This is a genomic window from Janthinobacterium sp. FW305-128, assembly GCF_020858135.1.
Classification (GTDB): Bacteria; Pseudomonadota; Gammaproteobacteria; order Burkholderiales; family Burkholderiaceae_D; genus Janthinobacterium.
In genome coordinates this window covers 206,674-224,292 of the sequence record NZ_JACYMK010000008.1, presented here as the reverse complement: position 1 = coordinate 224,292, position 17,619 = coordinate 206,674, and the positions used below count along the sequence as shown (strand labels likewise).

Below are 17,619 nucleotides of genomic sequence, written 5' to 3'. Positions count from 1 at the left end.
TGCGCACATGGGGCACAAGAAATAGGAGGATGGCAAGAGCGCATGTAGGATGAGTCCCGCCTACGGTGGCACAGTTACTTTCAGTTTTCCACCAAAAGTACCAAGCACTCAGCAGTTAGCGGGCAGCGGAAAAATCGCCGCGTCGGCCGTCACGTACACGCGCTCGCCAGTGCCTGGCAGCACCGCATGGCCGCCCGTGAAGGCGCCAAACGAGGGCAGGATGGCGCGCTGTTGGCCCAGCAGGAAACACGGCAGGCGCAGGCCGCCGCCGTGCGCTCCGCTCCCTTTGGCACGCAAGTGAAACACGGGATGCACGTGGCCCGCCAGCACGTAGCCGGGCGCGACGGTGTCAGGGTGATGGCAGAACGACAGCTTGCCCACCTGGTGCGGTTCATCGACCATGCGGATGCCCAGCGCGGCGGCCGGATCGCCCGCATGCGCGTCGTGGTTACCGCGCACCACCGTCAGGCGCACGTCGCGATGACGCATGCGCCACGCCAGCATGGCCGCCACGGTGGCGGCCGCATGGGCGGCGCGCGCGTGCAAAAAATCGCCGAGAAAGACGATTTCCTCGCAGGCGTAACTGGCCAGCAAGGCATCGAGCGCCAGCAGGTTTTGCGTGGTGGTGCCGCGCGGCACGGGCACGCCCAGCGCGCGAAACGCCGCCGCCTTGCCGAAATGGATGTCGGCGATGATCAATATCCTGCGCGCCGGCCAGTACACGGCCTTGTCCGCCAGCAGCAAGACCACCTCGCCGGCCAGCTCCACCGCGCAATGCGCCTGCTCCTGTCCCTTCATGCGGCCGCCTTTTCCAGCGCCAGCACCAGCCGCGCCACCCGGTCCGACAGTTTTTCCGTCGTCAGCTGTTCGCGGAAGCGCTCGACCATCAGGCCGAAGGCAAATGGCGAGGCGCGCTCCAGCGCTTGCAGGCAGATGCTGCGTCCATGCAGTTCGCGCAAGGTGGCGCGCAGGCGCGTCAGTTCCAGTTCCTGCTCCAGCACTTCGCGCTGCGCCTGCGTGAGCAGCAAATTGGCCGCGTCGTGCTTGCGGAACACTTCAAAGAACAGCGAGGACGACGCTTGCAGCTGGCGCGCGCTTTTCGGCTGGCCCGGATAGCCCTGGAACACGAGGCCGGCGATGCGGGCGATTTCACGGAAACGCCGCTGCGACAATTCCGTCGCGTTCAGGCTGGCCAGCACGTCTTCGAGCAAGTTGTCCGTGCTGAACAGGGGAAGATCGGCACCGCTGGCGGCCGTCAGCAGCGGCGCAAAATCGATATCGTCCGCGCCCAGCAATTCAAAGCCGTAATCGTTGACGGCGATCGACAAGGTGGCCGGCTGCACGCGCGCGATGCGATAGGCCAGCAGGGATGCCAGGCCCAGGTGCACGGAGCGGCCCGCGAATGGATACACGAACAGGTGATGGCCCTCGCGGCTGGACAAGGTTTCCAGCAGCAGGCTGGCGCGCGTGGGCAGGCTGGACCATTTCTGCTGGATGGCCAGCAGCGGCGCCAGCGCGCGCATTTCCGGCCCGCTGGCACGGCCCTCCTGCGCCAGCTGCAGCTGGTCCAGCACGGCGTGCGCCAGTTCCGACGACAGCGGCATCTTGCCGCCCTGCCAGCGCGGCACGGCACCGCGGCTGCCCGTGGTGCGCCGCACGTAGGCCGTCATCTCATGCACGCGCACGAATTCCAGGATGCGCCCGCCAAACAGAAAATGGTCGCCCTGCTTCAGGCGCGCGATGAACGATTCCTCGATGCTGCCGATGCGTCCCCCGCCGAGGAATTTGACCTGGATCGCCGCTTCCGAGACGATGGTGCCGATGCTCATGCGGTGGCGCCGCGCCAGCGCCACGTCCGGCACGCGGTAGACGCCTGCATCGTCCGGCAGCACTCTGCGGTATTCCGGGTACACGGTCAGGCTTTGCCCGCCGCGCGCGACGAAGTCGAGCGCCCATTGCCACTCGTCCGGCGTCAGGTGGCGATACGACCAGGCCGCGCGCACTTCCGCGTACAGCGCCGGCGAATCGAAACCGCCGCCCAGCGCGATCGTCACCAGGTGCTGCACCAGCACGTCGAGCGGCTTGTCCGGCACGGGCCGCGCTTCCAGGTGGCCCTGCGCCAGGGCAGCGCGGGCGGCGGCCGCTTCCAGCAATTCCAGGCTGTTGGTCGGCACCAGGGTGACGCGCGAAATGCGCCCCGGCGCGTGGCCGCTGCGCCCCGCCCGCTGCACCAGGCGCGCGATGCCTTTCGCGCTGCCCACCTGCAGCACCCGTTCGACGGGCAGGAAATCGACGCCCAGGTCCAGGCTGGACGTGCACACGACGGCTTTCAGCTCGCCCGTCTTCAGGTGCTGCTCGACCCACTCGCGCACTTCGCGGTCCAGCGAACCGTGGTGCAGGGCGATCAGGCCGGCCCAGTCGGGGCGCGCATCAAGCAAGTGCTGGTACCACAGCTCGGCCTGCGAACGCGTGTTGGTGAACACCAGGGTGGTGGCGCTGCCCTCGATCTCGGCGATCAGCGGCTGCAGCATCTGGATGCCCAGGTGGCCGCCCCAGGGAAAGCGCGTGGGATTGACGGGAATCAGACTGTCGACAAGGATGCGCTTCCTGACTTTACCTTCGACCAGCACGCCATCGCTTTGTTCTCCCAGCAAGACGTCCTGCGCCTGCCGCAGATTGCCCAGGGTGGCCGACAAGCCCCACGTCATCAAGGTTGCATTCCAGCGGCGCAAACGGGCCAGCGCCAGCTGCACCTGCACGCCGCGCTTGCTGCCCATCAATTCATGCCACTCGTCGACGATCACCGTTTCCAGCAGGCTGAAGCGTTCCTGCGCGTCCGCCTGGCTCAGCATCAGGGACAGGCTTTCCGGCGTCGTGACGAGCACCTCAGGCCACGCTTTCGCCTGCCGCGCCCGCTGCGCGGCGCTCGTATCGCCCGTGCGCGCCTCGATGCGCCAGCCGGGCGCCAGCGTTTCGCCGGACGCCTGCAGCGCGCGCACCGTGTCGGCCGCCAGCGCCCGCATGGGCGTGATCCACAGCACGCGCATGCCCTGCTTCCGGCCCTTGCGCGCCAGGCGCTCGGCGCGCAGCAAGGCGCCGAACCACACGGCAAACGTCTTGCCGGACCCTGTACTCGCATGCAGCAAGCCCGATTGTCCCTGCGCGCCAGCGCGCCAGACGGCGCGCTGGAAGGGAAAGATCGTCCAGCCGCGCCCCGTGAACCACGCATCGATGCGCTGCGCCAGCGTGCTCATCGCCTGCTCATGCGGCGCCCGCCAGCATGGCTTTCAGGGTGGCCAGGGTGTCGGCGTCGGCGACTGTCTTGTCTTCGCGGCGGCGCAGGATGCGGGGGAAGCGCACGGCGATGCCCGCCTTGTGGCGGCTGGACGCGGCGATGCCCTCGAAGCCGATCTCGAACACCATGGTCGGCTGCACGCTGCGCACGGGGCCGAATTTTTCTATCGTCGTCTTGCGGATGGCCGCGTCGACCTGTCCGATCTCGGCATCCGTCAAGCCCGAATACGCCTTGGCGAACGGCACCAGCTTACGCTCCCCCTGCCCGCCCTCCTCCACGTCATCCCACACGGCGAACGTATAGTCCGTGTACAGCGAGGCGCGGCGGCCGTGGCCCGCCTGGGCATAGATCAGCACGGCGTCGATGGCATACGGATCGATCTTCCATTTCCACCACGTGCCCACGTCTTTCGTGCGGCCCACGCCATACGCGGCCGACACGGCCTTGAGCATCAGGCCTTCCACGCCGCGCGCGCGCGATTCCTCGCGGATGATGGCCAATGCCTCCCAGCTAGCTGCGTCAACACGCGGCGACAGGCGCAACGCGGGAGAGTGCACGCCGGCCACCACGCTTTCCAGCAGCGCGCGCCGTTCCAGCTGGGGCAGCTGGCGCACGTCCACGCCATCGAGTTCCAGCACATCGTAAGCCACCAGCACGGCGGGCAGCTCGGCCAGCAACTTGGGAGAGACCGTCTTGCGGCCCATCCGTTGCTGCAAATCGGCAAATGGCGCCGGCACGTCGCCCGGCTGCCAGATGAGGATTTCGCCATCGAGCACGGTACCCTCGGGCAAGGCCAGCTGCGCCAGTTCCGGAAAGCGCTCCGTGATCAATTCCTCGCCGCGCGACCACAGCCAGTTCACGCCATCGCGGCGCAGCAGCTGGGCCCGCATGCCGTCGTATTTCCATTCGGCCAGCCAGCCGCCGATGTCGCCCAGGCTTTCCGGCCCCGCCTGCAGGGGATGCGCGAGGAAAAACGGATACGGCTGGCCGCCGCGCAGCGCATGTTCGCCGTCCGACTGCGCGGCGATCAGCTTCAAGAATCCCGCGCCCGTGGGGTTGACCTTGCCATCGGTCCAGCCCATCAGGCGCTGGGCGATCAGCTTGCTGTCGACGGCGGCGATCGATGCCAGCGCGCGCGTCACCAGCAGTTTTGAGACGCCCACGCGAAAGCCGCCGCCGATCAGCTTGATCAGCAGAAAACGTTCGCGCGTTTCCAGCTCGTCCCAGTACCCCAGCAGGGCGGCGCGGATGGCGTCCGGCGCCGCGCCGCGCAACGGTGCGATGCGCTGCTCGACCCACTCGGCCAGGCCGACGTCGCTGCGTTTGGCGGGCGCGGGCAGGATCAGGGCGATGGTTTCGGCCAGGTCGCCCACGGCGTGATAGGCCTCGTCGAACAGCCAGGCATCGAGGCCCGCCCGTTCGGTCGCGTATTCGCGCAGCAATTTGGTGGGCACGGCCTGACGCGGCTTGCCGCCGGCCAGGAAATACACGGCCCAGGCCGCGTTCTCGGGCGAGGCGCCGCGAAAATAGGCTTGCAGCGCCGCCAGCTTGCGGCTGGTGGAGGTCGTCTCGTCGAGTTCCGCGTACAGCCGGGCAAAGTCACGCATGGCTGACGTCCTCCGCCGCCGTGGCCGCAACGGGCGCACCGTCATCGGCCTCGTCGTCGCCGTATTCCGTCTCGAAGCCGCCCGCCTGCCAGCCGTTCTGCTGCAGCCAGCGCACCATGACGGGAATCGAGCCATGCGTGACGATGATGCGTTCGGCCTGCGTGGCCGTGATCGCTTGCATCAGGCCGGGCCAGTCGGCATGGTCGGACAGCACGAAACCCCGGTCCACGCCGCGCCGCCGGCGCGCGCCGCGCAGCAGCATCCAGCCGCTGGCAAACGCATCGCTGTAGTCGCCGAAGCGCTTCATCCACGGCGAGCCGGCGGCCGATGGGGGCGCGATCACCAGCGCCGTTTTCAATGCAGCCTTGTCCGTCACCTCGCCCACCATCACGGTGGCGGGCAAGGCCACGCCCGACTCGCGGTAGACCTGCGTCAGGGCTTGCGCCGCGCCATGGCAGATGATGGGGCCGATGCTGGCATCGAGACCCGCCAGGATGCGCTGCGCCTTGCCGAAGGCATAGCAGAACAGCACGCTGGTGCGCCCTTCGGCCGCATTCCTGCGCCACCACTGGTTGATGTCGTCGTAGATTTCCTGCGGCGCCTGCCAGCGGTAGATGGGCAGGCCGAAGGTCGATTCCGTGATGAAGGTGTCGCAGCGCACGGGTTCGAACGGCAGGCAGGTGGGGTCGGGCTGCAGCTTGTAGTCGCCCGACGCCACCCACACTTCGCCGCCATATTCCATACGCACCTGTGCCGAACCGAGCACGTGGCCGGCCGGATGCAGCGACACCTGCACGCCGTGGTGTTCGATGGTCTCGCCATACGCGAGCGCCTGGATGGACACGGGGCCCAGGCGCGCGCGCAGCACTTGCTCGCCTGGCGCGGCGCACAGGTAATGCCGGTGCCCGACCCGCGCATGGTCGGCGTGCGCATGCGTGATGATGGCGCGCTCGACGGGACGCCACGGGTCGATGTAGAACTGACCCGGCACACAGTACAAGCCTTCCTTGCGCACCACCACCATGTCTGCCATGCCCTGCTCCCTGCGTTATCACGCGTTGGAATGGGCTGATTCTAGCGCTCTTGCGCCAGATCATCTGTCAGACAGCGCACACTGGGTTCACGCCGGTGCGACAAACTCGGCCATGAAGGTGCGCGTGGTGTTTTCCGGAAAGGCAATCGTGACCTGGTCGCCCGCCACCGACAGTACGGTGCCGATCTGGTAGCGGGGCACGCGCACGCGACTGCCGACGGCGATCTGGGACGCCGGCGCCGGGGCAGGCGCGGGCGCTGGCGGCAGTTCGTCCAGCGTGATGGGCGCGGCCAGCGCGGGCGGCGACAGGCAATTGTCGCAGGTGCAGCAGCGCTCGAAATCGCCGGCGTCGCCGAAGTAATCGAGCAGCAGTTTCCAGCGGCACAAGCCGCTTTGCGCATAGGCCACCATCTGCTCGAGCGCCTGCTTGTCGCGCTCCTGCTTGTCGACATAGATCTGCGCCAGTTGCGCATACGAGGGCGAGCTGGCCGAGGGCGCTTTCAGGCTGTAGCCCAGCTTGCGGTCCTGGCGCAGCAGTTTGCCATCCTTGAGCAGTTTCAGGCACACTTTCAGGTGGCCGTCGGAAAACTCGGGCAGGCTGGACGCCAGCGCAGCGAAAGTAAACGTGGCCGGCAATTCTTGCGCTGCCGCCACGATGGCGGCCAGTTCCTCGGCCGTCGGGTAATGCTTGGCCAGAAAGAATTGCTGGACCCGCTTGTCCTCCTGGAAGTACAGCAAGGTGCAGTCGGCGGGCAAGCCGTCGCGCCCCGCCCGGCCCGATTCCTGGTAGTACGCTTCCAGGTTGGCCGGCACCTGCAAGTGGATGACGAAGCGCGTGTCGGGCTTGTCGATGCCCATGCCAAACGCGTTGGTGGCGACCATGATGCGGCGCTCGCCGCCCATGAACAAATCCTGGTTGTGCTTGCGCTCGCGTGCCGCCAGCTTGCCGTGGTAGCAGGTGACGCTCTCGCCCAACGCTTCCAGCCGCGCCGCCAGGTCTTCGACGGCCTTGACGGTGGCCGCATACACGATGCCCACGCCAGCCGTTTCGCGCAGCAGGCGCAGGACCGCATCCTGTTTTTCTCCGGCATTCGTGACCTGGATCACGCGGTAGCGCAAATTGGCGCGGTAGATGCCCGTATTGATGACGTTCAGCTTGCGCGCTTCCAGTTGCGTGTCGATATCGGCCATCACTTCCCCGGTGGCCGTGGCCGTCAAGGCCAGCACGGGCGGGCGGCCCAGCGCGCGCAGGGCGGCGGCGATTTCCAGGTAGGCGGGACGGAAGTCGTGGCCCCACTGGGAAATACAATGGGCTTCATCGATGACGACCAGGCTGGGCGGCGCGCCGGCCAGCAGGGACAGGAAGGCGGTATTGGCGAGGCGTTCCGGCGTGCAAAAGATGATGAGCCTGCCGCCCTGGGCGATGCGGGCGATGGCGTCGTCTTCCTCGGCGCGCGACAGGCTGCTGTTGAGCTGCACGGCCGTGATGCCCAGTTCGTGCAGCTTTTCCAGCTGGTCCTTCATCAGAGAAATCAGCGGGGACACCACCACGGTGGCACCCGGCAACAGAGCGGCGGGCAGCTGGTAGCACAGCGACTTGCCGCTGCCCGTGGGCATGATGGCCAGGGTGTCGCGTCCGGCCAGCACGCTGTCGATGACGTCCTGCTGGCCCGCGCGCAGCCGCGCCACGCCAAATACGGAGCGCAGCAGACGCTGGATCTTGCGCTGGCGGGCGCTGCCCGCTTCGTTCACTGCAGAAATGGTAGTCGCCATCGTGGTCCGGTCCCTCACATGCCGGCGCCAGTCGCCAGCTTGCCGCCACTTTACGGCCGGGTCTGGCGTACGACCATAGGACGGCTGCTACAGCCAGCGTAGGAATTCAGGAAGCGAACAGGATGGCCCAGAACAGCATCAGCAGCCCGGCAATCGACACGCACCACACGAGGGTGCGCACGACGGGCACGCCGAACGCGTACAGGGGCAGATACAGTACGCGCGCGGCCAAATACAGGGCGGCGCCGTACAGGGTCAGTGCGCTTTCCTGCGCCGTCACGTGGGCGATCAGCACGGCGGCGGCGAACAGGGGCAGGGTTTCGAACAGGTTCGCCTGGGCACGCCGCAGGCGGCCCGTGATCTTGCCCACGGGCGGTCCGTCGCCGTCGCGCGCGCTCACGTTATAGGCCGTGCCCGTTTCGCGCGTGCGGAACAGCGCGGGCAGCAGGATTTGCACCAGCGCCAGCACCAGGGTACCGGCCAGCATCGTCAGTTCAGGGGTCATGCCTTACCTCTAGGTGTGAGACGGGCGGGCCGAAGCGGCGCGTGCCCGTCAAGGTTGGTCGAGTGCCGCTTGCAACTCCATCAAATCATAGGGCTTGCGCAAGACACTGGCGGAAAAACCCAGCTCATCCATCGATTCCTTGCCATAGCCCGTGGAAAAGATGATGCGCATGGCCGGTTTATCGCGCAGCACCATGCGCGCCAGCGCGATGCCGGACATGCCGGGCAGGCTGACATCGGTAAACAGGATATCGAAGTCTTGCTCGTTGAGCAATTTCCACGCCGCCTCGCCATCGGACACGCCGCTGACCGTATGGCCCAGCATGCCCACCAGTTCGCACACCATCAGCTGCGAATCGAGGTTGTCTTCCACCACAAGTATTTTCATCGATGTCGGCATGTCCCCCTGCGGTTCCGGAGCATGGCCCGTCAAGTCCAGTCCCGGCGTGTCACTTCCCAGCACGCTGGCCGCCGCGCTGCCGGTCGGCAGGATGCCGGCCACCGGCGCGCCGGACCGTTCAAACTGGCGCGCACGCATTTGCTGCTGGCGGTTGGCCAGTACATGGCGCAGCTTGCGCGCCAGCTCTTCGCGCCGGTACGGCTTGCTGAGCAATTCCACTCCCGCGTCGAGACGCCCCTCATGCACGATGACATCCTGCGCGTAGCCCGACGTAAACAAGACGGCGATATCGGGCTGCAACTCGCGCGCCTGGCGCGCCATCTCCGTGCTGCTGACGGGACCGGGCATGATGACGTCCGTAAACAGCAAGTCGATCTGCGCGCCGCTATGCAGCACGGCCAGCGCGCTTTCGCCATCCTCGGCCTTGAGCACCGTATAGCCCAGCGCCCCCAGCATGTCGACCACGGTGGTGCGCACGCCCACGTCGTCTTCCACTACCAGCACGGTTTCCGTGCCGCCCGTGACGACGCCGCTCAATTCCAGTTCCTCGTCCGCTTCGGCCATCAGGGAACGGGGCAAGTAGATTTTGACTCCCGTGCCCACGCCAGGTTCACTGTAAATGCGGATATGGCCGCGGCTTTGCGTGACGAAGCCATACGCCATCGACAGGCCCAGGCCCGTGCCCGCGCCTTCCGGCTTGGTGGTGAAGAACGGCTCGAACGCGCGCTGCAGCACGGCGCCGCTCATGCCGCGGCCCGTGTCCGTCACCGACAGCATCACGTACTGGCCCGCCGGCACGTCGACCAGATTGTGCACATACTGTTCGTCGAGCACGACGTTGCCCAGTTCGATCGTCAGCTTGCCCACGCCATCCATGGCGTCGCGCGCATTGATGGCCAGGTTGAGGATGACGTTCTCGATCTGACTGCGGTCGACCAGGGTATTCCACAGCCCGCCGCCGCCCACCAGCACGATGTCGATCGCTTCGCCCAGCGCGCGCCGCAGCAGCGCATCCATGTTGCGCACCACGCGTGCCAGGTCGGCCACCACGGGTTTCAACGGTTGACGCCGCGCAAAGGCCAGCAGGTGCGACGACAATTTGGCGCCCCGCTCGACGGCGGCAATCGCCGTGTCCAGGCGCTGGCGCATGAGGCCATCCGTGCCCGCCAGATGCTGCAGCAAGTGCAAATTGCCGGAAATAATTTGCAGCACATTATTGAAATCGTGCGCGATGCCGCCCGTCAACTGGCCCACGGCTTCCATCTTTTGCGCCTGGCGCAACGCGTCTTCGGCCTTGGTGCGCTCACCGACTTCCTGTTCGACCCGGTGCTCGAGCGTTTCGTTCAATTCATGCAGCGCTTTTTCCACGCGGCGCCGGTCCGTGATGTCCGTCTTGACGGCGATCAGGGAACGCGTATGACCCTGCTCATCGACGAGGCGGCTGACATTGCTCGACACCCACACTTGCGTGCCGTCGGGCTTCAGGTAGCGCTTTTCCAGCGAAAACGACTCGCCCGCTTCCACCAGACGCTGGAACAGCACGTTGTTGCCGGGCACGTCCGCCGGATGCATGATGTCGTTCATGTTCAAGCTCAGCAGTTCCTCGGCGGAACGCCCCAGCATGCAGCACAGGGCACCGTTGACCCTCTGGAAACTGCCATCAAGGCCCAGCTCGGACAAGCCCACCGAGGCCTGGCCGAAAATGGCCGCCATGCGCTCCTGGCTGGCGTTGAGTTCGTCCTCGATCTGGCGCCGCTCCGTCACGTCGAACGACACGCCCACGTAGCGGCGCTGGCCCGGCATGCGGCCGGCCACCACCTCGCCCTGGCGCGCGATCCAGCGCAGCGCGCCATCGGCGGGGCGGCGGATGCGGTACTCGACGTATTCGAGGGGATTGGGCGCGACGTCAAGCTTGCTCGGTCCGACCTTTTGCTGGTCGCGCGCATCAACCAGGCTCACCAGCAGGCGTTCCGTCACTTCCACCTCGTCGGCAATGCCCCACAGGCGGCGGAACGTGGGCGACACCACCATCGCGCCCGTCTCGGGGAACCATTCGAAGGTGCCGATGCCGCCCGCCTGCTGGGCCAGGCGCAGCCGCTCCTCGCCTTCCATCCGTTCGGTCACGTCGATGCCTTCGACGAGGATGCCCGTCACCACGCCCTCTTCATCCTTGATGGGCTGGTACACGAAATCGATCTGGCGCTGGCCCGTCTGCCCGTCCGCCGCCTGCAAGTCCACCTTCACCTGGCGCCCCTCGTAAGGTTCGCCCGTGCGGTAGACCTGGTCGAGCAGCTCGATGAATCCTTGTTCCTTGACTTCAGGCAAGGCCGCTTCGACTGTCTTGCCCAGCACATCGCGGTGCCCGACCAGACGCAGATAATGCTCGTTCGCCAATTCGAACACGTGCTGCGGCCCGCGCAGCAGGGCCATGAAACTCGGCGCCTGCTGGAACAGGGCGCGCAGCAGCGCCCGCTCCTCGCCCAGGCGGCGGTTGGCCGCGCGCACGGCCTCGCTCTCGGCCTGCAAGGTGGTGTTGAGTTGACCCAGCTCGGCCGTGGCCAGCTTCAGCTGGCGCCCCTCCTCCATGCGCGCCGTCAATTCCAGCGCCGTGCACAGCACGCCGTCCACCTGGCCGCCGGCGCCATGCACGGGCGTGTAAAACAGGTCGAAACAGACGTCCGTACGCTGTCCGCCGCGCAACAGCGGCAAACAGCATTCGCGGTGCACCTGCGTCTCGCCGCGCAGTCCCGCTTCGAGGATGCGCGCGTTCCAGTCCCAGATTTCCGGCCAGATGCCCGGCACCGTGCCGCCCAGCGCCGCCGGATGGCGCTCGCCGGCGATCTGGATGTAGTCGTCGTTGTAAATCATGACGTGCTGCGGGCCCCACATCAGCACCATCGCCATGGGCGAATTGAGCACGATGTCGACACTGGTGCGCAGATGGGTGGGCCAGCCATCGACGGCGCCCAGGCTGGTGGCGGACCAGTCGCGCTGGCGCACCAGTTCCCCCATGCTGCCGCCGCCGCGCGGCCAGGCTGGCGCGCTCATGTCGCCCGTCCCGCTTGCACGCACACCTGGCACTGGCGCGGAATGCGCACGGTCGCCAGCGTGCCCTGCGCGGCCGTCGAACTGAGCTCGAGCGTGCCGCCATGGGCCTTGACGAACATATTTGCCGTGTACAGGCCCAGTCCCAGGCCCTGCCCCGTCCGGCGCTTTTCGCCCGCCTGCTGGAACGGTTCGAACAGGGTCGGCAGCAAGGTGGCGGGAATGACGCCACGATTGGCGATGCGCAATTCAATACTGCCGGCGTCCCGTCCGTCGAGGGCCAGTTGCACGGGCGCGCCCGGCTCGCCATGCGTGATGGCATTGTTTAACAGATTCGAGATGACTTGCGACAGCAAGCCCGCATCGCATTGCCCGTGCAGCTCGCCCACGCTGCTGACCTCGACCAGCGGCGCCTGACCGGCCGTCTCGCATTCCTCGACGATGGCGCGCGCCAGCGCCAGGTAGTCGTGCATGCTGCCGCGCAACTCCATCGTGCCGGAACGGATGCGCGCCAGGTCCAGCAACTGGTCGACCATGCGCGCCATGCGCTTGGCGCTGCTTTCGATGCGCTGCGCCGTGACGATCACCTTCGGGTGGTCGCTCATCATCGGCAACAGCATGGCGCCGTTCATCACCACCGACAAGGGCGTGCGCAAGTCGTGACCCAGCACGGCCGTGAACAGTTCATTCAGGTGCAGCGCATGCTTGAGTTCGTCGAGCTGGGCCGACAATTCGCGTTTCTGCTGGTAGAGCTGGACCAGCACGGCCACCTTGCTTTGCAAGGCTTTCACGTCGATGGGCTTGTAGAGAAAGTCGACGGCGCCCGCCTCGTAGCCGCGGAAACTGTAGCTCGGCTCGCGCGACGCGGCCGTGAGGAAAATCAGGGGGATGCTGCGGGTGCGCTCGCTGCCGCGTATCAGCTCGGCCAGCTCGAAACCATCCATCTGCGGCATTTGCACGTCGATCAGGGCCAGCGCCACTTCATGCGTCAACAGCAGTTCCAGCGCTTGCGCGCCCGAGCTGGCCTTCAGGATGACAATGCCGGGCCGCGCCAGCACGGCTTCGGCGGCGACCAGGTTTTGCGCGATGTCGTCAACGACGAGGATATGAATAGGGGCGGTCACGGAATCATCTTCAGGCATCGCAACGGCAAGACGCCATCGTGTTTCGATATGGACATAAACATTGTTTCAATTCTCACATATATTACACGCACTACACTATTCCCATTCACTTCTGTTCGCCATCGCCGAGCAATGCCAGGCTGGCGGCCATTTGCGGCAAATCGAGCACGCGGTCGGCGCCGGCCAGCTTGAGCGCGGCGGCCGGCATGATGCCACAACTGGCCCGCTGCGGGTCTTGCACCCAGGCGCTGCCGCCCAGCTGCCGCACGCGCGCCAGGCCCGCCGCGCCGTCGGCCGAGGCGCCCGTCAGGATGATGGCCAGCATGGCGCGCCGGTAGGCATACGCAGCCGTTTCCAGCAAGACATCGATCGATGGGCGCGAAAAATACACGGGCGCTTCCTGTGACAGGGAAAAACAGCCATCGGGCTCGACTTGCAGGTGGTAGTCGGGCGGCGCGAAATACACGACGCCGGGTTGCAGCGGTTCCTTGTCCTGCGCTTCGCGCAAGGGCAGCTGGCAACGTTCCGCGTACAACTGCGGCAACTGGCTCGAGCGGCCCGGCGCCAGGTGCAGCACCACCACCACGGCCGCGCGGCAGGTGGCGGGCAAGGCGCGCAGCACGATGCCCAGCGCTTCTACGCCGCCGGCCGAAGCGCCGATGGCGATCAGGCGCAGGCCGGCCGGCGGTGACGCGACGTCGGAGCTCGGCAGCATGTCAGGCACGCTGGAAGATGCGTTCGGCCGGGCTCAGCTCGTTAAAGCTGTCCGCATGACGGCTGAAATGCAGGCTTTCCTTCATGCCCAGACCCAGGAAGCCCCGGTTCACCAGCGCTTCGTGGAACAGGCCCAGGCTGCGGTCCTGCAAATCTTTATTGAAATAAATCATCACGTTACGGCAGGAAACCATGTGCACCTCCGAAAACACGCTGTCCGTCGCCAGGCTGTGGTCGGCGAAGACGAACTGGCGCCGCAAGCGCCGGTCAAAGATGGCGCCCTTGTAGGCGGCCGTGTAATAGTCGGACAGCGAGCGCTTGCCGCCCGCCAGCTGATAATTCTCGCTGAACTGGGCGATGCGCTCGACCGGATAGATACCCGCTTCCGCGGCAGCCAGCGCTTCCACATTGATGTCGGTCGCATAAATCATGCTGCGCTCGAGCAAGCCTTCCTCTTCCAGCAAGATGGCCAGCGACCACACCTCTTCGCCGCTGCTGCAGCCGGCTACCCAAATCTTGATCGAAGGATAGGTGTGCAGGATGGGCACGACTTTTTCGCGCAAGGCGCGGAAATACGCGGGATCGCGGAACATCTCGCTCACCTGCACCGTAAAAAATTGCAGCATCTGCGCGAACATGGCCGGCTCGTGCAAGATGCGGTCCTGCAATTGCGACAGGCTGGCGCAGCCGAAGCGCTCCATGGCCTGACGCATGCGCCGGCGCAGGGAGGCCACGGAATAATCGCGGAAATCGTGCTGATAGCGCAGCAATATTCCCTCAAGCAATAATTTCAGTTCTATATCGAAAATATCGTCATCTAACAACATCCACCTCATCGGATACCTGACCGTTGAACACGGGGCAACACGCACCGTGCAGTCACTGCCAAATGCTAGCAGATCGTCGCCGATTATCCCGCAGGAAAAGCGTCAGTTAGGTACGCTGGCGTACGCTAGAGCCACTTTTTTCAGGCATCCACGCCCTTCATGCCTTCCTCCGTATAGCGCGCGCCCGCCGCCATGCCCAGGGGAAAGGCCGCGTTCATCGCCGCCAGCTCCGCCCCGTCCAGCCGCACGGCCAGCGCGCCCAGGTTGTCGTGCAGGTAGGCGATGCGCTTGGTGCCGGGGATGGGAATGATGTCGTCGCCTTGCGCCAGCAGCCAGGCCAGCGCCAGCTGGGCCGGCGTGCAGCCTTTGGCGCGCGCGATGTCCCTGACCTGCGCGACGATGGCCTGGTTATGCGCCAGGTTGTCGGCGGCAAAACGGGGATTGAAGTGGCGGAAATCTCCCGCGTCGAGACTGGCCGCATCGGCGATGGCGCCCGTCAGGAAACCGCGCCCCAGCGGGCTGTAGGCAAAGAAACTGGCGCCCACGTCGCGGCAGGCGGCCAGTACGCCCTGCTCCGGCTCGCGTGTCCACAGCGAGTATTCGCTCTGCACGGCCGCCACGGGGCAAATCGCCGCCGCGCGCCGCAAAGTGGCGGCGCTCACTTCGCACAGGCCCACGGCGCGAATTTTTCCTTCTTGCCGCAGTTGCGCCAGCGCTCCCATCGACTCTGCCAAAGGGGTATCGAGATTCAGGCGGTGCAGGTAAAACAGGTCGATGCTCTCCACGCCCAGGCGCGCCAGCGACGCTTCGCACGCCTGGCGGATGTAGGCGGGGGAATTGTCGACGCGGCGCGCATAGCTGCCCGGCTCGCGCGCCAGGCCGCACTTGGTGGCGACCAGCGCCTGGCCTGGGTGGCGCGCCAGGAAACGTCCCAGCAATTGCTCGTTGTGGCCAAAACCGTAGGCGTCTGCCGTGTCAAACAGGGTCACGCCCGCCGCCAGGGCCGCTTCCAGGGTGGCCATCGATTGCGCCTCGTCCGTGGCGCCATAAAATTCCGACATGCCCATGCAGCCCAGGCCCAGTGCCGAACTGTTCAAGCCGCTATTACCGATCCGTCGTTGTTGCATGCTGCTCTCCTCATGTGTTGACTCAATGCAGCCAGTCTAGACCGCGCCGGCTGACGGGGGAATGCGCGATTTCGTGATACCTTTCTGGTATGAGAGCCCTCGACACCCACGCCCTGACCCTGTTTTGCGCCGTTGCCCGTTGCCTGAACTTTCGCCAGGCGGCCGAGCAATTGCACATGACCCAGCCGCCCTTGTCGCGCGCCATCAAGACACTGGAAGAAAAACTGGGCGCGCGCCTGTTCGAGCGCGACACGCAGGGCGTGGCCTTGACGCAGGCGGGCCGCACCCTGCTGCCGCAGGCACTGCACATCCTCGACTTGCTGGAGACGGCGCAAACGTCGCTGCAGCGCGATGCCGCCCCCGCACGCCTGCGCCTGGGCCTGACCAGCTCCGTGGCGGCCGGCCTGTTCCGCCCGCTGCTGGCGGCGCTGGAGGCGCAACTGGGCAATGTCCGGCTGGAACTGACGGCGGCGCCGTCGCCGCGCCTGGTGGCTGGCGTGCGCAAGGGCCAGCTCGACGCGGCGCTGCTCGCTTTACCCAGCGCCACGTTCGAGCTGGCCGTGCAGCCGCTGGCGCGCCAGCCCATGATGCTGGCCCTGCCCGCCGGGCACCGGCTGGCGAAGAAGCGCAAGCTCAGTCTGACCGACATCGCGGCAGAATCGATTTACTGGTTCGAACGGGCGCGCCAGCCCGCCTTCTTCGATCATTGCCAGCAAGTGTTTCGCCGCCATGGCTTCGCGCCCGCCTTCCTGCGCGAAGCGCCCGACCACCATGTGCTGCTCGGCGACGTGGCGGCCGGCAAGGGCATGGCGCTGCTGGCCGACTCGTTCCGCGCGCTGCGCCTCGCTGGCGTGGCCTACCGGCCATTGGCGGAGGGCGAGGAATTGGCGGCCGGCATCGGCCTGGCCTGGCGGGAAGAGCACGGCCATGCGGCCCTGCCCCTGCTGCGCCGGCTGGCGCAACAACATCTGACAAAGTGAAGGCTGCGCGCGGATGCGCCAGACGCGCTACCATAGCGCCTTCCCCATTTTGCGCCCCACCACGACCATGACGTTTACCCTCAACGACGCCGCCTACGGCACCGATACCCCCGCCGCCAAGCAAGCCATGTATGCGGACCTGCGTTCGCAGCTGCAAGGCTTGCTGTCGGGCGAAACCGACTTCATCGCCAATACGGCCAACTTCAGTTCGCTGGTCTTCCACACGATGCCGGGCCTGAACTGGGCCGGCTTTTATTTCCTCAAGGACGAGGAACTGGTGCTGGGACCGTTCCAGGGCAAGCCGGCCTGCATCCGCATCAAGAAGGGCCGCGGCGTATGCGGCACCACCGTGGTCGAAGGCAAGTCCATCGTCGTGCAGGACGTGCACGCGTTTCCCGGCCACATCGCCTGCGACGTCAATTCCCGTTCGGAACTGGTCGTGCCCGTGTTTGCACACGGCCAGATCGTCGGCGTGTTCGACCTCGACAGCCCTTTGACCGGCCGCTTCGATGACGTCGACGCGCAAGGCGTCGAATCGCTGGTGCGCGTGCTGGAAGCGGCTATCGTCGCTGAATAATCAGTTGCCGGACTTGACGGCGATGAATTCGCCCTTGCCGACAGTCGCCAGGCACGTCGTGTAGCGGCTGTCGGCGCGGATGGCGTCAAGGAACTGCGCCATGTCCGCGTAGTGCGAACTGGCGTTGTCGACCACCAGCACGCCGCCCGCCGCCAGCACCCGGTCCAGCTGCGGCCACCATTGTGCATATTGCTGGCGCGCGGAATCGAGGAAGATGAAATCGTAGGCGCCGTCCGCCGCATCGCGCAGCACGTCGCCCGCGTCCGCCAGCAGCTGACCGATCACGCCTTGCAATTGCGCGCGCACAAAGTTGTCGTGCGCCATGTCGAACTTGTCCTGCGCCTTTTCCACCGTCACCACGCTGCCGCCCAGCGCCTGCGCCGCACGCGCCAGCCACAGGGTCGAGTAACCGTTCGAGGTGCCGATTTCCAGCAGCCGGCGCGCGCCGCGCGCGTGCACGAGCACGGCCAGCAATTCGCCCGTGTCGCGCGTGATGTTGAGCATGCGGCTGGCGCGTTCCGTGTGCGCCGCATCGTTGCTGCTGCCGAAGGCTTCGAGTTCGCTCAACAGGGTATCAATGTCCGGCATGGTGGCTCCTTGTGAAAAACACCAG

14 protein-coding genes are annotated in these 17,619 nt (G+C 66.1%); 2 read left to right on the top strand and 12 right to left on the bottom strand.

The window, feature by feature from the left end:
- Window positions 1-108: 108 nt before the first annotated feature.
- From pdeM to IGS60_RS18025, 11 genes are all read right to left on the bottom strand, one after another.
- Entirely contained in the window at window positions 109-798 is a 690-nt protein-coding gene (pdeM, locus tag IGS60_RS18075) for a ligase-associated DNA damage response endonuclease PdeM (RefSeq protein ID WP_230505739.1), read from the bottom strand.
- Window positions 795-3,254 carry a ligase-associated DNA damage response DEXH box helicase gene (locus tag IGS60_RS18070; RefSeq protein ID WP_230505738.1) on the bottom strand — a complete coding sequence of 820 codons (2,460 nt, stop codon included), beginning with the start codon at window positions 3,252-3,254 and terminating at the stop codon, window positions 795-797. The genes pdeM and IGS60_RS18070 overlap by 4 nt, the downstream gene beginning before the upstream one ends.
- A 7-nt stretch (window positions 3,255-3,261) precedes the next feature.
- Window positions 3,262-4,902 (bottom strand): ATP-dependent DNA ligase, encoded by a 1,641-nt coding sequence (locus IGS60_RS18065; RefSeq protein ID WP_230505737.1) that lies wholly within the window; start codon window positions 4,900-4,902, stop codon window positions 3,262-3,264.
- On the bottom strand, window positions 4,895-5,935 hold the full coding sequence (locus IGS60_RS18060; protein ID WP_230505736.1) for a ligase-associated DNA damage response exonuclease: 1,041 nt from the start codon (window positions 5,933-5,935) through the stop codon (window positions 4,895-4,897). Before IGS60_RS18060 ends, IGS60_RS18065 begins: the two co-directional genes overlap by 8 nt.
- A gap of 87 nt (window positions 5,936-6,022) precedes the next feature.
- Window positions 6,023-7,708 carry an ATP-dependent DNA helicase RecQ gene (locus IGS60_RS18055; protein WP_230505735.1) on the bottom strand — a complete coding sequence of 562 codons (1,686 nt, stop codon included), beginning with the start codon at window positions 7,706-7,708 and terminating at the stop codon, window positions 6,023-6,025.
- A gap of 106 nt (window positions 7,709-7,814) precedes the next feature.
- A complete protein-coding gene (locus tag IGS60_RS18050) occupies window positions 7,815-8,213 on the bottom strand; it encodes an MAPEG family protein (RefSeq protein WP_070221081.1) in 399 nt (132 codons plus the stop codon).
- 48 nt (window positions 8,214-8,261) lie between these two features.
- On the bottom strand, window positions 8,262-11,660 hold the full coding sequence (locus IGS60_RS18045) for a response regulator (protein ID WP_230505734.1): 3,399 nt from the start codon (window positions 11,658-11,660) through the stop codon (window positions 8,262-8,264).
- Window positions 11,657-12,781: a hybrid sensor histidine kinase/response regulator gene (locus IGS60_RS18040; protein ID WP_070312869.1), complete on the bottom strand. Its 1,125-nt coding sequence runs from the start codon at window positions 12,779-12,781 to the stop codon at window positions 11,657-11,659. The genes IGS60_RS18045 and IGS60_RS18040 overlap by 4 nt, the downstream gene beginning before the upstream one ends.
- A gap of 106 nt (window positions 12,782-12,887) precedes the next feature.
- Complete coding sequence (locus tag IGS60_RS18035) at window positions 12,888-13,496, bottom strand: chemotaxis protein CheB (RefSeq protein WP_070221077.1); 609 nt, start codon at window positions 13,494-13,496, stop codon at window positions 12,888-12,890.
- Between the two features lies 1 nt (window position 13,497).
- A complete protein-coding gene (locus IGS60_RS18030; RefSeq protein ID WP_200899269.1) occupies window positions 13,498-14,322 on the bottom strand; it encodes a protein-glutamate O-methyltransferase CheR in 825 nt (274 codons plus the stop codon).
- 140 nt (window positions 14,323-14,462) lie between these two features.
- Window positions 14,463-15,449, bottom strand: a complete 987-nt coding sequence (locus tag IGS60_RS18025) for an aldo/keto reductase (RefSeq protein WP_230505733.1) — start codon at window positions 15,447-15,449, stop codon at window positions 14,463-14,465.
- Between the two features lie 89 nt (window positions 15,450-15,538).
- Between IGS60_RS18025 and IGS60_RS18020 the strand changes: the two genes are divergently transcribed.
- Together IGS60_RS18020 and IGS60_RS18015 are read left to right on the top strand one after the other, a co-directional pair.
- The gene (locus IGS60_RS18020; RefSeq protein ID WP_230505732.1) at window positions 15,539-16,429 is read left to right on the top strand and encodes a LysR family transcriptional regulator; all 891 of its coding nucleotides are present in this window, start codon (window positions 15,539-15,541) and stop codon (window positions 16,427-16,429) included.
- A gap of 67 nt (window positions 16,430-16,496) precedes the next feature.
- Entirely contained in the window at window positions 16,497-17,006 is a 510-nt protein-coding gene (locus IGS60_RS18015) for a GAF domain-containing protein (protein WP_306798500.1), read from the top strand.
- On the opposite strand, the gene IGS60_RS18010 is transcribed toward IGS60_RS18015, so the two are convergent.
- Window positions 17,007-17,594: an O-methyltransferase gene (locus IGS60_RS18010; RefSeq protein WP_230505731.1), complete on the bottom strand. Its 588-nt coding sequence runs from the start codon at window positions 17,592-17,594 to the stop codon at window positions 17,007-17,009.
- Window positions 17,595-17,619: the final 25 nt, after the last annotated feature.